Origin of the sequence: Nocardia sp. NPDC051321, assembly GCF_044455225.1 — a bacterium.
Taxonomy (GTDB): domain Bacteria; phylum Actinomycetota; class Actinomycetes; order Mycobacteriales; family Mycobacteriaceae; genus Nocardia.
Window position 1 is genome coordinate 376,190 of the sequence record NZ_JBITEM010000002.1, and the last position, 16,676, is coordinate 392,865.

The 16,676-nt window shown below is 65.4% G+C and carries 16 protein-coding genes; 9 read left to right on the forward strand and 7 right to left on the reverse strand.

Features of this window, described 5'->3' with window-relative positions; genetic code table 11:
* The first annotated feature begins 62 nt into the window (after positions 1-62).
* Positions 63-1,700 carry a long-chain fatty acid--CoA ligase gene (locus ACIA8C_RS05780; protein WP_397131281.1) on the forward strand — a complete coding sequence of 546 codons (1,638 nt, stop codon included), beginning with the start codon at positions 63-65 and terminating at the stop codon, positions 1,698-1,700.
* Between the two features lie 116 nt (positions 1,701-1,816).
* Positions 1,817-2,410 (forward strand): TetR/AcrR family transcriptional regulator, encoded by a 594-nt coding sequence (locus ACIA8C_RS05785; RefSeq protein WP_397131283.1) that lies wholly within the window; start codon positions 1,817-1,819, stop codon positions 2,408-2,410.
* 133 nt (positions 2,411-2,543) lie between these two features.
* On the opposite strand, the gene ACIA8C_RS05790 is transcribed toward ACIA8C_RS05785, so the two are convergent.
* Complete coding sequence (locus tag ACIA8C_RS05790; RefSeq protein WP_397131285.1) at positions 2,544-3,086, reverse strand: TetR/AcrR family transcriptional regulator; 543 nt, start codon at positions 3,084-3,086, stop codon at positions 2,544-2,546.
* A gap of 455 nt (positions 3,087-3,541) precedes the next feature.
* On the opposite strand from ACIA8C_RS05790, the gene ACIA8C_RS05795 reads away from it, so the two are divergent.
* The 4 genes from ACIA8C_RS05795 (at position 3,542) to ACIA8C_RS05810 (ending at position 7,803) form a co-directional block, all read left to right on the forward strand.
* Entirely contained in the window at positions 3,542-4,900 is a 1,359-nt protein-coding gene (locus ACIA8C_RS05795; RefSeq protein WP_397131287.1) for a lipase family protein, read from the forward strand.
* A 93-nt stretch (positions 4,901-4,993) separates the two neighbouring features.
* Positions 4,994-5,956: an AraC family transcriptional regulator gene (locus ACIA8C_RS05800; RefSeq protein WP_397131289.1), complete on the forward strand. Its 963-nt coding sequence runs from the start codon at positions 4,994-4,996 to the stop codon at positions 5,954-5,956.
* Between the two features lie 69 nt (positions 5,957-6,025).
* A complete protein-coding gene (locus ACIA8C_RS05805) occupies positions 6,026-6,871 on the forward strand; it encodes an NAD(P)H-binding protein (RefSeq protein ID WP_397131291.1) in 846 nt (281 codons plus the stop codon).
* Positions 6,868-7,803: a TIGR03620 family F420-dependent LLM class oxidoreductase gene (locus tag ACIA8C_RS05810; protein ID WP_397131293.1), complete on the forward strand. Its 936-nt coding sequence runs from the start codon at positions 6,868-6,870 to the stop codon at positions 7,801-7,803. Before ACIA8C_RS05805 ends, ACIA8C_RS05810 begins: the two co-directional genes overlap by 4 nt.
* A gap of 412 nt (positions 7,804-8,215) precedes the next feature.
* Here the strand turns inward: ACIA8C_RS05810 and ACIA8C_RS05815 are convergent, their stop codons facing one another.
* Together ACIA8C_RS05815 and ACIA8C_RS05820 are read right to left on the reverse strand one after the other, a co-directional pair.
* Positions 8,216-8,980 carry an SDR family NAD(P)-dependent oxidoreductase gene (locus ACIA8C_RS05815; RefSeq protein ID WP_397131296.1) on the reverse strand — a complete coding sequence of 255 codons (765 nt, stop codon included), beginning with the start codon at positions 8,978-8,980 and terminating at the stop codon, positions 8,216-8,218.
* Complete coding sequence (locus ACIA8C_RS05820; protein WP_397131298.1) at positions 8,977-9,744, reverse strand: SDR family NAD(P)-dependent oxidoreductase; 768 nt, start codon at positions 9,742-9,744, stop codon at positions 8,977-8,979. The genes ACIA8C_RS05815 and ACIA8C_RS05820 overlap by 4 nt, the downstream gene beginning before the upstream one ends.
* 101 nt (positions 9,745-9,845) lie before the next feature.
* Here ACIA8C_RS05820 and ACIA8C_RS05825 point away from each other — a divergent pair, with 101 nt between their 5' ends.
* Positions 9,846-10,676, forward strand: a complete 831-nt coding sequence (locus tag ACIA8C_RS05825; protein WP_397131300.1) for a helix-turn-helix transcriptional regulator — start codon at positions 9,846-9,848, stop codon at positions 10,674-10,676.
* 349 nt (positions 10,677-11,025) lie between these two features.
* On the opposite strand, the gene ACIA8C_RS05830 is transcribed toward ACIA8C_RS05825, so the two are convergent.
* The 3 genes from ACIA8C_RS05830 to ACIA8C_RS05840 all read right to left on the reverse strand — a co-directional run bounded on the left by ACIA8C_RS05830 (position 11,026) and on the right by ACIA8C_RS05840 (position 12,712).
* A complete protein-coding gene (locus ACIA8C_RS05830) occupies positions 11,026-11,253 on the reverse strand; it encodes a hypothetical protein (protein WP_397131302.1) in 228 nt (75 codons plus the stop codon).
* Between the two features lie 224 nt (positions 11,254-11,477).
* The gene (locus tag ACIA8C_RS05835) at positions 11,478-11,711 is read right to left on the reverse strand and encodes a relaxase domain-containing protein (protein ID WP_397131304.1); all 234 of its coding nucleotides are present in this window, start codon (positions 11,709-11,711) and stop codon (positions 11,478-11,480) included.
* Positions 11,712-11,731: 20 nt separating this feature from the next.
* Positions 11,732-12,712, reverse strand: a complete 981-nt coding sequence (locus ACIA8C_RS05840; protein WP_397131306.1) for a LysR family transcriptional regulator — start codon at positions 12,710-12,712, stop codon at positions 11,732-11,734.
* Between the two features lie 853 nt (positions 12,713-13,565).
* On the opposite strand from ACIA8C_RS05840, the gene ACIA8C_RS05845 reads away from it, so the two are divergent.
* Both ACIA8C_RS05845 and ACIA8C_RS05850 read left to right on the forward strand, forming a co-directional pair.
* A complete protein-coding gene (locus ACIA8C_RS05845; protein ID WP_397131308.1) occupies positions 13,566-14,474 on the forward strand; it encodes a hypothetical protein in 909 nt (302 codons plus the stop codon).
* A gap of 64 nt (positions 14,475-14,538) precedes the next feature.
* The gene (locus ACIA8C_RS05850; RefSeq protein ID WP_397131310.1) at positions 14,539-15,492 is read left to right on the forward strand and encodes a CAP domain-containing protein; all 954 of its coding nucleotides are present in this window, start codon (positions 14,539-14,541) and stop codon (positions 15,490-15,492) included.
* 213 nt (positions 15,493-15,705) lie between these two features.
* Here ACIA8C_RS05850 and ACIA8C_RS05855 read toward each other — a convergent pair whose 3' ends face one another.
* On the reverse strand, positions 15,706-16,665 hold the full coding sequence (locus ACIA8C_RS05855) for a lipase family alpha/beta hydrolase (protein WP_397131312.1): 960 nt from the start codon (positions 16,663-16,665) through the stop codon (positions 15,706-15,708).
* Positions 16,666-16,676: the final 11 nt, after the last annotated feature.

The following is a 16,676-nucleotide window of genomic DNA, read 5'->3' on the forward strand; positions in this document are numbered from 1 at the left end:
GACCGAACCCCGCCGCGGGCTTCGCGCTGGGACCACCCCCGAAATCGAACGAGAGCCACACCATGTTGAGCACCATGCAGGACGAGCAGCTATCGCTGGCGACATTGCTGCGCTACGCGGCCACCTTCCACGCTGAGAGCACCGTGTCGACTTGGACCGGCGGCGCGGTGCGAACCCAGACCTACGCCGAGATCGGCCAGGATGCGGCACGACTGGCGAACGCGTTGCGGCAGATGGGTATCGGTGAAGGTGACCGGGTCGCCACCTTCATGTGGAACAACAACGAACACATGATCGCCTACGTCGCGGTGCCGGCCATGGGTGCGGTACTGCACGCATTGAACATCCGGTTGTTCCCCGAGCAACTCGTGTTCGTGGCAAATCATGCCGAGGATCAGGTGGTCATCGTCGACGCGACACTGCTGCCCATGTTCGCGCAGTACGTGCCGAGGCTGACATCGGTGCGCCATATCATCGTCGTCAATGAAGATGCCGCCGCGCTGAGAGCGCCCGAGGGCGTACAAGTGCATTCCTACACCGAACTGCTTGCCGTGCAGCCGGAGACCTACGACTACCCGGTCATCGACGAGCGTTCTGCGGCGGGCATGTGTTACACCTCCGGCACCACCGGTGACCCGAAGGGCGTCGTGTACTCCCATCGCTCGAACTGGTTGCACGCCGCGCAGGTGTGCGCGCCCAACGGCATGGGCTTCACCGCCGCCGACACCGTGCTGGCGATCGTGCCACTGTTCCATGCCAATGCCTGGGGTATTCCGTATGCGGCCATGATGTCGGGTGCGAATCTGCTGATGCCGGACCGGTTCCTGCAACCGGGACCGCTACTGGAGATGATGGCCGTGGTGCGCCCGAGCTTCGCCGCGGCGGTACCGACCATCTGGGGCGGCGTGCTGGCAGGTTTGGCGGCGCAACCGCAAGACATCTCGCATCTACGGACCTGTGTGGTCGGCGGCGCCGCGGTGCCACCATCGATGATGCGGGCCTTCGAGGAACACCACGGTGTGAAACTGCTGCACGCGTGGGGCATGACCGAGACCTCCCCGCTGGGATCGGTGGCGCACGCCCCCGCCGCAACCGAAGGCGAGCAGGCGTGGGCCTACCGCTACACCCAGGGCCGGTTCCCGGCCGGTGTGCAAGCACGATTGATCGGCGACGACGGCAACGTAGCCCCCAACGACGGAAAGTCCTTGGGCGAGTTGGAAGTTCGCGGTCCATGGATCACCGGCTCCTACTACTCGCCGACCGGTGAAGTGCTCGACGCGGACAAATTCCACGACGGCTGGCTGCGCACCGGCGATGTCGGCACGATCAGCGCCAACGGCTATCTGACTCTGGTGGACCGCGCCAAGGACGTCATCAAGTCCGGTGGCGAATGGATATCCTCGGTCGATCTGGAAAACGCGGTCGTCGCGCACGCCGCGGTCGCCGAGGCCGCGGTCATCGGCATTCCAGACCCGAAATGGGACGAGCGCCCACTCGTCGCCGTCGTGCTGGCCGAAGGTGCCGAGGCCAACCCCGAAGAGCTGCGCGAGTTCCTGACCGCCAAATTCGCCAAATGGCAGCTGCCCGACTATTGGGCCTTCATCACCGAGGTGCCCAAGACCAGCGTCGGCAAGTTCGACAAGAAACGGTTGCGCGCTCAGCACGCCGACGGCGAGTTGACGGTCATCGAACTGAGCTGAGCCGGGCTCACAGCGGGAAGCCCATCGAGTCGCCACGCACTGGCGGAAGGGGCGACGCCAACCCAGCAACCTACATTTTGTAGCGTATGCTGAGTGGCAACGTATGGGAGGAAAATGTGCCTAGAGTGTCGCCCCGGCTGTCCCGCCAGGACCGCCGCGAGCAGTTACTCGACACCGCGTTGGCGATTGTGCGCACCGAAGGCGCCGACGGCCTGAGTCTGCCGACCCTGGCCGAAGCCGCCGGGGTGAGCAGACCGATCGTCTATGACCACTTCGGCACTCGCCCAGGCCTGCTGGTCGCGCTCTACCGCCAACTTGCCGATCGCCTGCGCACCGTTTCGACCGAGGCGTTAGTCGATGCCGCACCGACAGCCGCCGACATCGCGCGGGTATTGAGCACCAGTTATCTGGCGTGCCTGACCGAAGTGCCGGAGTGGCACGCGATCGCCGCGGCGCTGAAGGGCAATCCGGAATTGGATGCTGTCGAGGGTGAGTTGTGTGATCTGTACGCGGGGGTGATGATCGCCGCGTTGGGCCCGTACTCCAGTCTCGGCCTCGACGAGCTGCGGCTGCGATGCTTCGGCGCGATGGGAGCGGCCGAAGCGATCGGCACCGCGCTCAATCGCGGGCGCACCGACATCGCCGACGCGATCTCCGCGCTGACCGCGCTGATCCTGGGCAGCGTTGCCGTCAACGCCGAGGTCCACTAACCGCCCGACAACAACGGTATGAGAGTGAAAGGTGCAGTCCCGCTAGCGATGTGATGATTACCCATCCTCGTACGCGGGCGGCTACGACAGACAGCGAGTCGCGGGGACGGCATGAGCGGAGACCGTGTACCGCTCAGCAGTCGTTTCGTGCGCCGAGGCCGCTGACCATGAGATCCACCAGTGTGGTGACCGCTTGCTCGCGGGTCGTGCGGCCTCGGTTCAATTCGGCGGCGATCGCGCCGGCCGCACCCAACAGACCTACGCAGCGCAGTGCGAGCGCCGCGGTAGTGAGGTCCGTGTAGGGACGTAGCGCGGCGATCATCGCATCCATATACCTGTCGAACATGACCAGATGGATGGCCTCCATGTCTGGATTGCCTTGCAGCGCCGCAGCGACGGAGTCGAACTCCGGCATGTCGACCGCACAGGCGAAATACACCTCACTCATGACCCTGGCGACCCCTCCGGCGGTGGCTTCAGCATCGGCCAACGCCTGCTCCGAGGCGGTTCGGTGCGCTTGATAGAGACGTTCATACAGCGCCAGCAGTAGCCGCGGCCGATTAGCGAAATGGTCGTAAACGATCGGCTTGCTCACCCCTGCGGCGTCGGCCAGGACCGGCAGGCTCAACCCATCGGCGCCCACGGCACGCACGATCAGCACGGCCTCGTCGAGCAACTGCTCGCGCCTTGCCTGCTTGGACAACCGGTTGGAGGTGGTCATCTTCCAGTCCGCCTTGTCTTCCCGATTAATCTACCAATAGTAGGTTTCAAATAGTAGGTTACAGATGGTAGTTAACTGAGGGATCGAAACGAACTAGCCATACCGTGGCCACAACTTGGTGCTTCACACACAGAAGCTCATGCGACCAGATTCGCTCTTTCGGCGGCCGAGCGCGAGCGGCGGACCCCGCCGCGATTGGAACTTAACCTCTGCACACCCATAGCGAGGAGTCATGGCGGCCTCATACGCAGGTGGGACTGAGCAGCAGAGCGCAGCGCGACCCAACCCGGACGATCGCGGGTGCGATCGCGCGTCCGTTCCGGTGCGTGAAAGAGCAGAACAGACAACATGATCAGCGCGCTGAGCCCATGAAGGCATCAGCATTGCAGCGCCACCGGAAAGGGATCGACATGAACCGTCACACAGCGAAGGTGCGCGTGCGGTGCTCGGCTATCGGGATACTGGCAACAGCGGTGAGCGCGCTCGGCGTCACGCCGATCGCAGCCCATGCTGAGGACAGTTTCTACAGCTATCAGGGTCAGACGGCTCTGGCGTCGTTGGCTCCCGGTGCGGTCCTGAAAACGCGGACCTTGCCCTACCACGTCTTCGGGGTGGCCACACCGATCGAGGCGATCCAGCTGCTGTACCGCTCGACGGACTCGCTCGGGCGCGCCACCGCCAACGTGACCTCGATCCTGCGTCCCCCGGCAGCCGCGCAGCCGGTCAAGGTGGTGTCGTATCAGTCGGTCTATGACTCCCTCAATCCGCGCGATAGTCCCTCGCGGGCCATCGCGGGCGACGCGCGAATCGGCGGCATCACCGAGGCCGGGAACCTCACGGTCGGAGCGATCGTCGCCTCGGGTGAGGCGCCGATGTTCGCACCGCTGCTGAACGCGGGCTACACCGTCGTGATCCCCGACACCGAGGGCCCCAACGCCAACTTCGGGGCCGGCCCCGAATACGGGATGTACACGCTGGATTCCTTGCGGGCCGCCCGCAACACCGCCGCCACCACCATGACCGGGACGACCAAGATCGGCTTGTGGGGCGACTCCGGGGGCGCGATCGCCACGAACTGGGCCGCGATACAGGCACCGACCTACGCACCAGAGATCAACGCCAGCCTCGTCGGCGCCGCGGAGGGCGGTGTGCTCGTAGCCCCCGGGCGCAGCCTGCGTTACGGCGCGGGTACCCCGGCGTGGGCCGGAGTCGTCGCGATGGCGCTGGTCGGGGTATCGCGGGCCTTCGATATCGACCTGACACCGTATGTGAATGATTTCGGCCGGGCGACGATCGCGAAGTTGCGCGATGCCTCGATCCTCAACGCCTATCTGCAATATCCAGGCTTGACCTGGGCGCAGATGGCCTCACCGCCCTACCCCGACCCCAACTCGATCCCCGCGTTCGTCGATGCGATCAACCGCCTCAACATGGGTTTGGCTCCGATTCCCACCACACCAATGTTCATCGCCCAAGCCGCCAACGGCGTCCTGGAAGCCACCCCTGCCGGCGGCCCCGACATCGGTGCCGGCGACGGGGTGATGATCGCCGGTGATGTACGGGCACTGGCCAACCGGTACTGCGAGGCCGGACTCGCGATCCAATACGAGCAATACGACGCGCTGAGCCATGTTTCCAGCGCAGCACTGCGGATGGCCGCACAAGCGCGATGGCTGCTGGAACGATTCGACAACTCTCCAGCACCGAGCAGCTGCGGGCAGATTCCGGCGGGCAACCAGCTCCTGGCCGAACAGCACCACCCGGGGTGACATGACAACCCGGCGGAGCGGCACCGGAACCGCAACGAGACTGGCGATCGACGAATGGAGGCTAGACCTTTGCAAACCTCTAGTGTTGCCCAGGTGGACGCCTTCGCTGACTTGGTCCGCGGGATACGCGCGAACAACGCGTGTGTGGGATACGCGACCTCGACACCTCCGTGGTCACAGCGTTTCGCACACCGCGCGGAGTTGACACTGTGCACGATCCTGCGCGGGGACGCCTGGATCACCCCATGTGGCGGCGACCCGATCCGCGTGCGCGCCGGCGATATCGCGATCGTGCGCGGACCGGACCCCTTCGTGGTCGCCGACGCCCCACACCGCCCACCCCAGATCACCGTCGACGAGGACGGACCCCGCCCGGGCACGGCAGCCGCTGGCATCGACCCCGACACCTGGCCAGGACCGCGACTGCACGCAACCATTCCCGCTGGAGCCTCAGTCCTGGTGATGGGCGCCTATCGAGCACCCGGCGATGTGTGTGGCCGACTGCTCACCGCACTGCCCCCGGTGGTCGTCGTGCCCGGGACACACGCCCCGGGTGCCGAGCTGGCGCTGATCACCAGCGAGGTGTTCACCGAGCAGCCGGGCCAGCAGGTGGTCCTGGACCGGTTGCTCGACCTGCTGCTGGTGTGCACGTTGCGGATCTGGTTCACACTGCCCGATGCCGAACCACCCGCCTGGTATCAGGCACTCGCAGATCCCACCGTCGGACCCGCCTTGCGCGCCATCCACGACAACCCGCACAAACCGTGGACCGTGTGCTCGCTCGCCGAGGTGGCCGGAGTGTCGAGAGCGACGCTGGCCCGTCGCTTCACCGCACTGGTCGGCGAACCACCACTGACCTACCTCACCGACTGGCGGATGACCCTGGCCGCGGATCTGCTCAAACGATCCGGCAATTCCATCGCCTCGGTCGCCGCCACGGTCGGATACAGCGACGCCTTCGCCTTCAGCACCGCCTTCAAACGCCTACGCGGCACCACACCGAGCCAATACCAAAAGCGCGATCGCGCACAGACCGACCGAGCCACCCCGAGTTGAGACGATCACCAAGGTTATTGAGACCAGCGACTATGGATCGGCTCGTCGGTAGCGGGTTGGGTAAGAACCATGACAACAACACTGGTTCTCGGAGCTACAGGTAAGACCGGCCGCCGGGTGGCCTCGCTGCTGCGCGACGCCGGGCACGAGATCCGCGCGGCATCGCGCTCGGGTGACGTGCGCTTCGACTGGTCCGATGAGTCCACCTGGGATCACGTGCTGATCGGAGCCGACGCGGTGTATCTGGTGTGCGCCGACGACAACATCGATCCCGTACCCCGGTTCATGCAACGCGTGACCCACCATGAGGTACGCCGGGTGGTGTTGCTCTCCGGGCGCGGTGCCGAGAAGGTCGATGACCTGCGCTACCTGACCACGGAACGAGCGGTCAAAGAGTCCGGAGTGTCTTGGACGATTCTGCGGCCCGCCTCGTTCTACCAGAACTTCGACGAGGGATTCTTCCGCGACGCGGTGCTGTCGGGATCACTGATCCTGCCGGTGGGCGAGGGCAAAGAATCGTTCATCGACGCCTGGGACATCGCTGAGGTCGCCGTCGCGGCACTGACCGATTCCCGCCACGCCGGGCACACCTACGAGCTGACCGGTCCCCGCGCCTACTCCATCAGCGAAGCGTTCTCCCTGATCTCCGCTGCCGCCGGGCGCGACATCACCTTCACCGACATCGCTCCCGCGGAGTTCAACGCCGGTCTGATCGCCTCAGGGATTTCCGAAGCTAACGTCCAGACTCTCGATCGATACCTGGGCCTGGTACGCGAAGGGGCCACCGAGCCGGTGACCGACGCTGTCGAACACGTCCTAGGTAAACCCGCACGCGACTTCGAGTCCTACGTCGCCACCACCACATGGAATCCGACAACCCAGCAACCGGTCGATTCCGTGACCAGCGCCGGATGAACCCGACACCGCCGGTATCGACCAGCCCAGGACGACACCTCACCGCTCGACTCGGCACAGTCGGTGTGTGGTCGGGCAACCTCAACGCGACATCGACCGAGGTCTCGCAGGCCGCGGCCGCCGAAATCGAACGTCTCGGGTATGGGGCGCTGTGGATCTCCGAAGGCTTCGCGTCCAAGGAGGCATTCACCCACGCCGGGCTCTTGCTCGCCGCGACCGAGCGCATGGTCGTGGCCACCGGGGTGGCCAATATCTGGGCCCGGGACGCGACCGCCGCCAACGCGGCCACCCACACACTGAGCGAGGCCTACCCCGACCGATTCCTGCTCGGACTCGGTGCCAGCCACGGCCCTGAAGTCGACGTTCGCGGCCACGCCTACAGCAAGCCACTGACCGCGATGCGTGCCTACCTCGACGCGCTCGACGCCGCCGGATACGACAGCCCACGCCCGCCGCGGCCCCCGATGCGGGTGCTGGGCGCGTTGCGTCCCAGGATGATGGCCCTGGCCAGGGATCGCGCCGATGGTGCGCACCCATACATGGTGACACCCGACCACACCGCGAAAGCGCGCACGATCCTGGGCGATGGGCCGCTGTTGGCCCCCGAACAGGCCGTGCTGTTGGAAACCGATCCGGCCGTCGCCCGTGCCCTGGGCCGCCGACGCTACCTCGCCCTCTCGATCGAGCGACCCAACTACATCAATCACCTGCGTGAGCTGGGATATGACGAGCAAGACCTCACCGCGGGCGGTAGCGACCGGCTGGTCGACGCGCTCGTGGCTTGGGGCGATCACGAGACGATCCGCCGGCGAATAACGGAACATCTCGACGCCGGCGCCGACCACGTCGCGATTCAACCCATCACCTACGCACCACACCAGCTGGGCCTGGACCAGCTACGAGAACTCGCACCAGCACTCTTACAACGCTGAACCGCGCGGACGCAACCAGTTGTTCCAGCGGCATTACCTGCTCGTGGATGGTCAGCAGCAGGCGGTCGAATTCCGTCACCGCTCGCGGGTAGCAGCACCTTGAACGTCGGCGGCCACGGAGTACTTGAACATCAGCACTCCGTTGGCTCCCTCGATCGCCGCGCGTGACTCGATGACTTCGGGCATGGAGGTGTCCGGGGTGTGGCTTCGATGGAGGCAATGGTGTTACCCAACTCGATGCAATAGCCGCCCCGTGCCCACCGGGTTGAGCGGACGGAGTGCTGAATCCCGGCATCCGCACATGCCGCCTACCGCGCGTCCGGCGACGTGAGATGTCGTGCACGCTGGCACCACGTGGCATGATCACCGCCGCGCGGACCCGATCCCCGTTGACGTTGCGAATTAGCATCCGTCAGTGCGCGGTGAGACCGCCGTCGACAACGAGCTCCGCGCCTGTGATGTACGAGGATTCGGCACTGGCGAGGAAGAGCATGGCGTACGCGATCTCCACAGCCAGACCTGCGCGGCGCATGGGTGTGCGCACAATGTCGGGTTGTTCGTCGCCCTGCTCATCGAGAATGTCCTGGATCATTGGTGTCGCGATGACCCCCGGGTGCACGGAATTGACCCGCACGCCGCGCGTGGCGTACTCGACGGCGGCGGTCTTGGTCAGCAGCCGTACCGCGCCCTTGGACGCGTGGTAGGCGGCGGCCCCGCCACTTCCGACGATGCCGAGAACCGACGAGGTGTTCACGATCGAGGCGGCACCCGATGCACGCAGCAGCGGCATGGCCGTTTTCATCCCAAGCCAAGTGCCGGTCTGATTGACCGCGATCACTCGGTCCCACGCATCGTGCTCAGTGTCTTCGACCCCGCCCCAGTCCACCACCCCCGCGACATTGATCAGGATATCGAGACCGCCGAACTGCCGACCGGTCGACTCGACGACCCGCGCCCACTGCTGCGCCGACGAAACATCCAGCGCGGCACCGAGAACCTCGGCACCGTCGGCCCGAAGTCGCGCCGCGAGCGTCTCGACCGCGTCTTCGTCGAGATCGGTGATGACCAGCCGCGCGTGCTCACGGGCGAACAGTTCCGCGGTAGCCAGCCCGATGCCGCCGGTCGCGCCGGTGATGAGCGCGACCTTGCCGGTGAGTCGTCCGTTCGGCAAGCTCACTGTGCGGTCCAGCCGCCGTCGACGGCCACCAGCGCGCCGGTGATGAAGCTCGACGCATCGGAGCACAGGAAGGCGACGGTCTCGGCTACCTCCTCGGGGCGCCCGATCCGGCCGGTCGGATGCGCCGACCCGAACGAGGCGAGCATCTCGCGGCCGTTGTCGACCACGCCGTCCATGATGTCGGTGTCGATCACGCCGGGCAGCACCGCGTTGGAGCGAATTCCCTTGGGCCCGCCCTCGATCGCGAGCACACGCGTGATCTGCGCGAGCGCGCCCTTCGACGCGGCATAGGCGGTCTGGGTGGCAAAGGCGACGAGCGAGGAGACCGACGCGATTGAAACGATCGCCCCGCCACCGTCGGCCTCCATCACTCGAAACGCCTCACGGGCCTGCACGAAGTTGCCGCGGGCGTTGATCCGCATGATCGCGTCGAACTCATCGACGCTGGTTTCGGTGATCGGCTTGTTCAGGGTGCGGCCCGCGTTGTTGACCAGGATGTCGAGGCGCCCGAACCGGTCGATGGCCGATCGCATGGTGACGCGCGCCAATTCCTCATCGGAGACGTCGCCGACGAGGGCGGCCACGTGCTCCGGGTCGTTCGTGGCCAGCTGCTCGACGGCGTCGAGGCGGTCGGTGACAACCAACCGGGCGCCGCGCGCACGCAGCAGGGTGGCGGTGGCGTGGCCGATGCCGCGGGCAGCGCCGGTGACAACGGCCACCCGGCCGGTGAGATCCCAGGAGGACGGAACAGTCGTTTGTGTCATGCCTACCACGATGGCCGGATCGTGGTCGGCCTGGCAGGCAGCCGTTCTCCTGGGAGTAACGCACCCATGAACGCCGTCGCTATCCCGCATACGATGCGGACATGGCAGCATCCGAACTCGGCGACTATCTGCGTGCCCGCCGCGCACAGCTGCGGCCGGACGAGGTGAATCTCCCGACCAGCGGTACGCGCCGGGTACCCGGCCTGCGGCGCGAAGAGGTCGCACTGTTGGTCGGGCTCAGCGTCGACTACTACGTGCGGCTCGAGCAGGGACGCGAACGCGGACCGTCGGCTCAGGTGGTCGATGCTCTGGCCACCGCGTTGCGCCTGGACGAGGATGGCCGCCTGCACCTGTTCCGGCTGGCCGGGCTCAGCCCACGGGCCCGCGCGGCCGCCGTGGCCGACCGCGTCGACCCGAGCTTGCTCCAGCTCATGGACGCCTGGCCGGACAACCCGACCATCATCTACAACCGCGCCTACGACGTCCTCGCCGCGAACGCGATCGCCGACGCGCTGTTCCACGAGTGGACCCACTCACGCAACCTCATGCACATGGTCTTCACCGATCCGGCCGCGCGAAGGTTCTACGTGGACTGGCATGACGTCGCCCGCAACTCCGTCGCGGGCTTCCGGCTCGGCTACGGCGCGGCCCCGCAAGACCCGAGAATCCAGCAGGTTCTGACCGAATTACGTGACGGCAGTTCCGAATTCGCGCAGCTGTGGATCGCCAACGACGCGCGGGGAAAAACGATGGAGAGCAAGCGCTTCGAGCACCACGCCGTCGGCCCGTTGACACTGACGATGCAGACGTTCGACGTCCGCTCCAGTCCGGGCCAGGCGCTCGTCATCTACCACGCCGCCCCCGGCTCCCCGAGCAGCGAAGCCCTCGCGCTCCTCGGATCACTGGCCGCCACTGCCCGCGAAGGCATTTGATCAACCCTTGCATCGCCATGAGGACCTGCGAGACTGACGGCCTGCGGGCGATAGGGCAGGCATCGTATGCCAAAGTGCTTCAGATCGAACGTCCGCAAATCAGCGTGGCGCGCGTTGGTCAGCAGTCCAAACTGGCTGGCTGACAGGATCTCTCAACGCACCCTCGTAGCCGATGTGCGAGCGTTCGACCGACCGTGATCGAGCGGTCGGCCGAACGCTACGCACACGCCGCGACCCGCGCCTTCCGAGTGGACAGTTGCCATGTCCGGCGCGCCGCAGTTGATCTTTGAGATGCCGCAGCCACAAAGCCCCCGGCGCGGGACGGACAGTTCCGCGCCGGGGGTCTGCGCTAGTTCGACAGGTACAGGTAGTACAGGCCGTCGCCTTCTTGGCGGCAGTCGTAGGTGGTCCACTTGCTGTTGTCCTTGTTCACCTGCACGCTCGGACCGTCGGCTTGACAGGCCGCCAGGGTGGCGTAGCTGCCTTCGACCTGGACTTCGTCGGCCGCTGCGATACCGGCTCCGGTAACAGCGGCGCCGAGGGTGATGAGGCCGGCCGCGACAATGCTCTTGATCATGACTGCTCCTCTCGATACGGCGCGGTTCTGCACGCCAGATGAAGAAACACCACGTGGAAGACCATCTCGTAACTGCACGAGCGGGATTTGGCGTTCGATGACGCGCCCTACGCTCGCACCCATGAGGCTCAGCCAACCTATCATTCAGCTAACTATCAGCTATTGAACTGTGGTCGGGATCACGCAGACACCGACATCGGAGTGTCGGCCAATTAACGTCCGCTTCATGCCGCGGAGCGCGTTCTGCCGTCTATGGTGCGTACGCGGTTGGCGATCAGCACGTGCGTATGCAAGTCGGGATCGCTGGCCCTCGAGTCACGGTGGTCGAACGTCGCGGCGATCGCGCCTTGCACCTGGACTTGGCGAACACCGTTGCGCCCCAACCGGGTGTGTGGCAGTCGGCCAGGACGACTATGTAGCTGCCCGGTAAGCCTGATGCTTACCGGGCCTTCGTGCAATTCGCCTGGCGCCGCGGGGATCAGTTGGGCAATGGCCCGACTGGCACCGGTGTGCGGTGTGCCACTTCGGGTTCCGGGCGCCGGATCTCCAGTAGTCCGGCGGCGCCGAACTTTCGGACGAGTTCCGAGTCGCTGATGACCTCGAGGAATTTCTCGACGTGTAGCGATTTGTCCCGCGCGTGCACCGTCAATTCCCGGCGAATCGGGCGGGACAGTCGAATGATGGATAGCAGCCTGGCCGATCCGTGCAGTGCCATCTTCGGCACCAGCGCGATGCCGACGCCGTGTTCCACCAGGCTGAGCGCGGTGGTCACATCGGGGGCGCGGACAGCGAAGCGGACATGCACGCCCGCGCGGCCCGCCTCGCGCGAAACGGTGTCGGTGAGATCGGAATTCGAGCCGCAGCGGATCCACGGCGCCTCGACCAGTTGTTTCCACGAGCCGTCGAAGCTGCTGCGCTGGCTCGGATGGCAGACGACGACGAGTTCTTCCTCGCCGAAGCAGTGCACGACCCGCGAACTCGACTGCTCCAGCGGTCCGACGGCGACGTCGAGCGCGCCCTCTTCCAGTGTCGCGTTGAGCTCGCGGATGTCGGTGAACGACCTGACCTCGATGCTGTCGATATTTCGTTCGTGCCGCATCCGGTAGATGAGCGGCGGCAACAGCTTCTGCGCGATGGTCGGCGTGGTGCCGACGGTCATCACCCCGTCGCCGAATGTCTGCCCCATGGCCATGGCCTGCCGGGCGGACTCGACGACATCGGAGGCCTGGGTGAAGAACTCGCGGCCGAACTTGGTCAGCCTCGACCGGCGCGACCGCGGATCGAAGACCTTTCGGCCGAGCGAGGTCTCCAATGCGTCGATCTGTTGCGACATCGCGGACGGCGTTATTCCGAACCGCCTGGCGGCGGCCGAGAGCGAGCCGAGTTGGACCGCGTTCACAAAGTAATCGAACTGTCGCAGCGTGATCGTATTGGAAGTTAGTACGGGATAATCAGACATCGGCAACCTTTGTATCGAGCCGTCGGCTCATCTGCAGCACGTTCGGTCCATCACTGAAAATTAAGTGAGCATTCCGTCACCGAGTCCTGGCACCTGCCGGTCGACGTGGACCGGCAAACACATCACATTCTTTCGTTAACTGTGCGTTCATCCGCGAATTGTGGCGAGAGTCTGAAGGACTGCCTTCGAGGTGTTACGCCGACTTGTGTGCAAGCAGTATCTACTGCGTTGATCGTTACGTCAAACGTTACGCCAGGCTAAACCTTCCTGTTACCCAGATCACCTTGTTGCTTCAACTGCATAACTCGAAGAAGCCCCGACCTGGGGCTCATCATTGGAGAACGGTCACTCGCCAAGTGAGGGCGCATGACCTTCCTTCGCGGTCGCAGGATGCTCGTCACGTATCCATTTTGACCACAAATGGCCTTGCCTAGGTGCTGATTCAAGGGAAATCTGACATGACTTTAGCTCCTCTAACAACCGCTGCTCGGCGCCATTAACGACCCATGATCTCGGCATTGCCGAAGATTCGCGACTCGGCTCGAACGGAGTCGTCTGTGGCCGTGGTGTGATGTTGCGGTGATCTGCTGGGGTAGTCCGCGTGATCTGGCTGTGATCGGTCATCTTCATGACAGTTAATCGCATCTTGATTCGATGTAAGAATGTCCGTTCTGCTTGTTCGTCACACCCCCGAGTTCTACGCTTCCAGATGGAAGCCGACAGCCCGAATTGCCGCGTACTTGACCGCAGAGCGGCGGTCGAACGGCTCCCGACCGGCAAGTTCGAACCAGGTCGTACCCAGCGGTGGGCTGTCGGCTTCGCCAGCGAACGGTCATTTCGAAGGAAGGCACTCATGGGCAAGCACAGCGCGCCGCGAAATAACGTCGTCCCGGCCCGATTGGCGATGCTCTCGACGGCGACGCTGATCGGCCTGGCGGTCTCGGCCAACGGCGCTGCGGGGCAAGCCATCGCGGACGACACCAACTCGGCCGCCACGTCCGGCGACGGCGGGTGGGTCGCGCCGTCGAAGAAGGCGGTGCTGACGGCGGTGCCCGCCACCTATCAACAGCAGAGTCGTCCGCATCCGGTCGCGGCCAAGCGGCCTGCACATCGCGCTGATCGTCCGACCGTCCGGCCCGGCGGAAATGCCAAGCCGGGCATGGGCGCTCAGCCCGGCGGCGCGGCCAAGCCCGGCACCGGGGCACCGCTGGCCGCCATCGTGGACTCGCTCGCCACCGGCAGCGCGGCGTTGCCCGCCCCGCTGCGCACGGTACTGGAGGACCTGGTCAAGCAGGTCGGCCCAGTATTGGCGAAGGGCTTGATCGAGATGATCGCCAACGGAAACCCGCAGAGTCCGAAGACACGGCACGCGGCACCCGCGCCTGCCGCGCCTGCCGCCAGTGTTGCCGGGGACGACGCCGGTGACGCTGTCGACGGCGGCTTCGACGCCGCGGACGACGGGGCCGATGTCGGTGCCGCCGACGATGACGGTAGCGCCGCTGCCGCGGACGACGACGGTGCCAATTTTGGTGCGGCGGGCGACGATAGCGACTTCGATGTCGCTGAGGACGACACCGCCGACTTCGCTGCCGCGGACGACGACGGTGCCGCGTTCGGTGCGGCGGGCGAAGACAGCGACTTCGATGCCGCTGAGGATGACGGTGCCAACTTCGGTGCCGCTGCCGACGACATCACCGCCGACCTCCCCGACGACGACGCCGACTGGGCCCCGCTCGCGCTCGGCCCGAGCACGGTCGGCTGACCTGTATTTGTTTCTATAAGTTCGACAACTCTCGAAGGAAATAGTGCGTTTCTCTCCCGCTACAATGCTGTCCTTTTCCACCGCAGTCGGCATCTCGGCTTTTGCCCTCTGTACCGTCGCCGGGGCCCCAGCGGCCATCGCGGCGCCACAATCCCAGTCCGCCGCCGACGAGGTGGTAAGCCTTACCAATAATGAACGCGCCAAGGCGGGATGTGCACCGCTGAAAGCGGAAAGCCACCTTACCCAAGCCGCGCAAGGTCACTCGGAGGATATGGCCGCCGGTGGCTTCATGGATCACAACTCGTCGAAGGGCGATCCCGGCGATCGGATCAGCGCGGCGGGCTATCACGCGCAGACCTGGGCGGAGAACATCGCCGCCGGTCAGCGCAGTGCGTCCGAAGTGGTCAACTCGTGGATGAACAGCGCGGGCCACCGCGCGAACATCCTGAACTGCGGGCTTAAGGACATCGGCGTCGGCTATGCCAAGGCGGGCAACGGTACGGCCTACTGGACGCAGGACTTCGGCACCTCCAATAGGACGGGTGACGAGAAGCCCGCGGAGCCCGGTAAGCCGGGTGACGGTAAGCCCGGCGACGGCAAGCCCGGTAAGCCCGGCGGCGGTAATCCCTCGGATGGCGGCGACGGTAAGCCCGGCGGCGAGCAGCCCGGTGGCGAGCAGCCCGGTGGCGGTGATTCGCCGTGGGATCCATGGAACCCGTGGGATGGTTCCGATGGTAATCCGGACAATGGCGGCGATCCGTGGGGCGACGGCAGTCCGGACAATGGCGACAATTCGCCGTGGGATGGCTCTGACAATGGCGGCGATTCCTGGGATCCCTGGGGTGGTTGGAATCCGTGGGGCGGCGATGCCAAACCAGGTGCGGGCGACACCTCATGGGACCCGTGGAGCAATGGCTTCGACAAGCCGTCGAGCAACGGCGGCGATTCACCGTGGGGCGCGTGGGGACAAGAATTCGACAACCTGCTCGGGCAGCTCGCCGGTAAGGGTGGCTGGTAGCACGCCTCATCAGCGGCGCCGCCGGACTCAACGAGGAGTCCGGCGGTGCTTTTCTGTCCGCTGACCGCGGTGCCGTGGTCAGCGGATTCGTTGTGTCCACAGTCAGTCGTGCCGAGCAGGACGGCACGCACGCATCGATCACAAAGCCCGCCGCGCCAAGGGGTTCGGCGCGGCGGGCGATGAGTTGTGTTGTCGTGGTGGGTAGTTCGGACGTCAGCTGTTCGGCGGGGTGCTCGTGCAGGTGGGTTGCGCGGTATTGTTCGGATCGAGCGCGTTGAGCACGAGTTGGGCCACCACCTTGTCGTAGGGCAGCAGCAGGTGGTCAGTCAGATCACCCGGGCAATAGTCCTGGACGATGTGATTGGTGATGCTCGGACTCTGCACGATCCCACTGGAGTACGGCACCACGAATTCGTCATGGCTGGTGACGATGTTGGTATAGGTGACGCCGGGAACCGTCGGGCCACTGGCGTTCAGCTTGCGCAGGAATTCCGAGCCGGCCTGAATCTGCAAGCAGGCGGCGCAGATCGGGTCGACCACGGCCCCCAGCGCTGGCGTCAGCTTCGATCTGGCGGCAAGCGCGGCGAAAAGGGCCGCGAACCCGAGCGAGTTGGTGCCGTTCCAACCGGGGCCGATCGAGATGAAACGGTCGATCTTGTTCGCGCCACCGAGGAACTTGGCGTAGTAGTCGGTGACCAGGCTGCCTTCCGAATGCGCGACGATGTCGACACTGTGGGCTCCGGTGGCGGCGCGCACCTTGATGATGAAGTCGCGCAGTTGCTGCGCGCTCTGCTCGATCGGCAGCAGCCCGCCGAGTGCGCCGAGCGGCGCGGGCATGCCGGGGAGCGAACCGTAGGTCAAGGCGTAGACGCAGTAGCCGTTGTTGGCCAGCAACGGTGCGAGCGCACCCCAGTCCAGTCGCACGGTCTCCGGACCGCCATGCACCAGCACGATCGGATTCGGGTGTGCCTCAGTCGGTGTGCACGTCCAGTCGTTGGTGCCGGCCGGCGCCGCGCCGGGGTTGTCGGCCTCGGCGTCCACCGCATCGCTGAACAGGTAGGAGACGGGGAACTGCGATCGCGCGTCGGCCGGCGCGCCCGAGGCGGCGGGCGCGGTCATGGCTCCGGCGAAAATCGCGGCAACGGTCATCCAGACAACGGGCTTAAGGCGCATAAACTGGACCC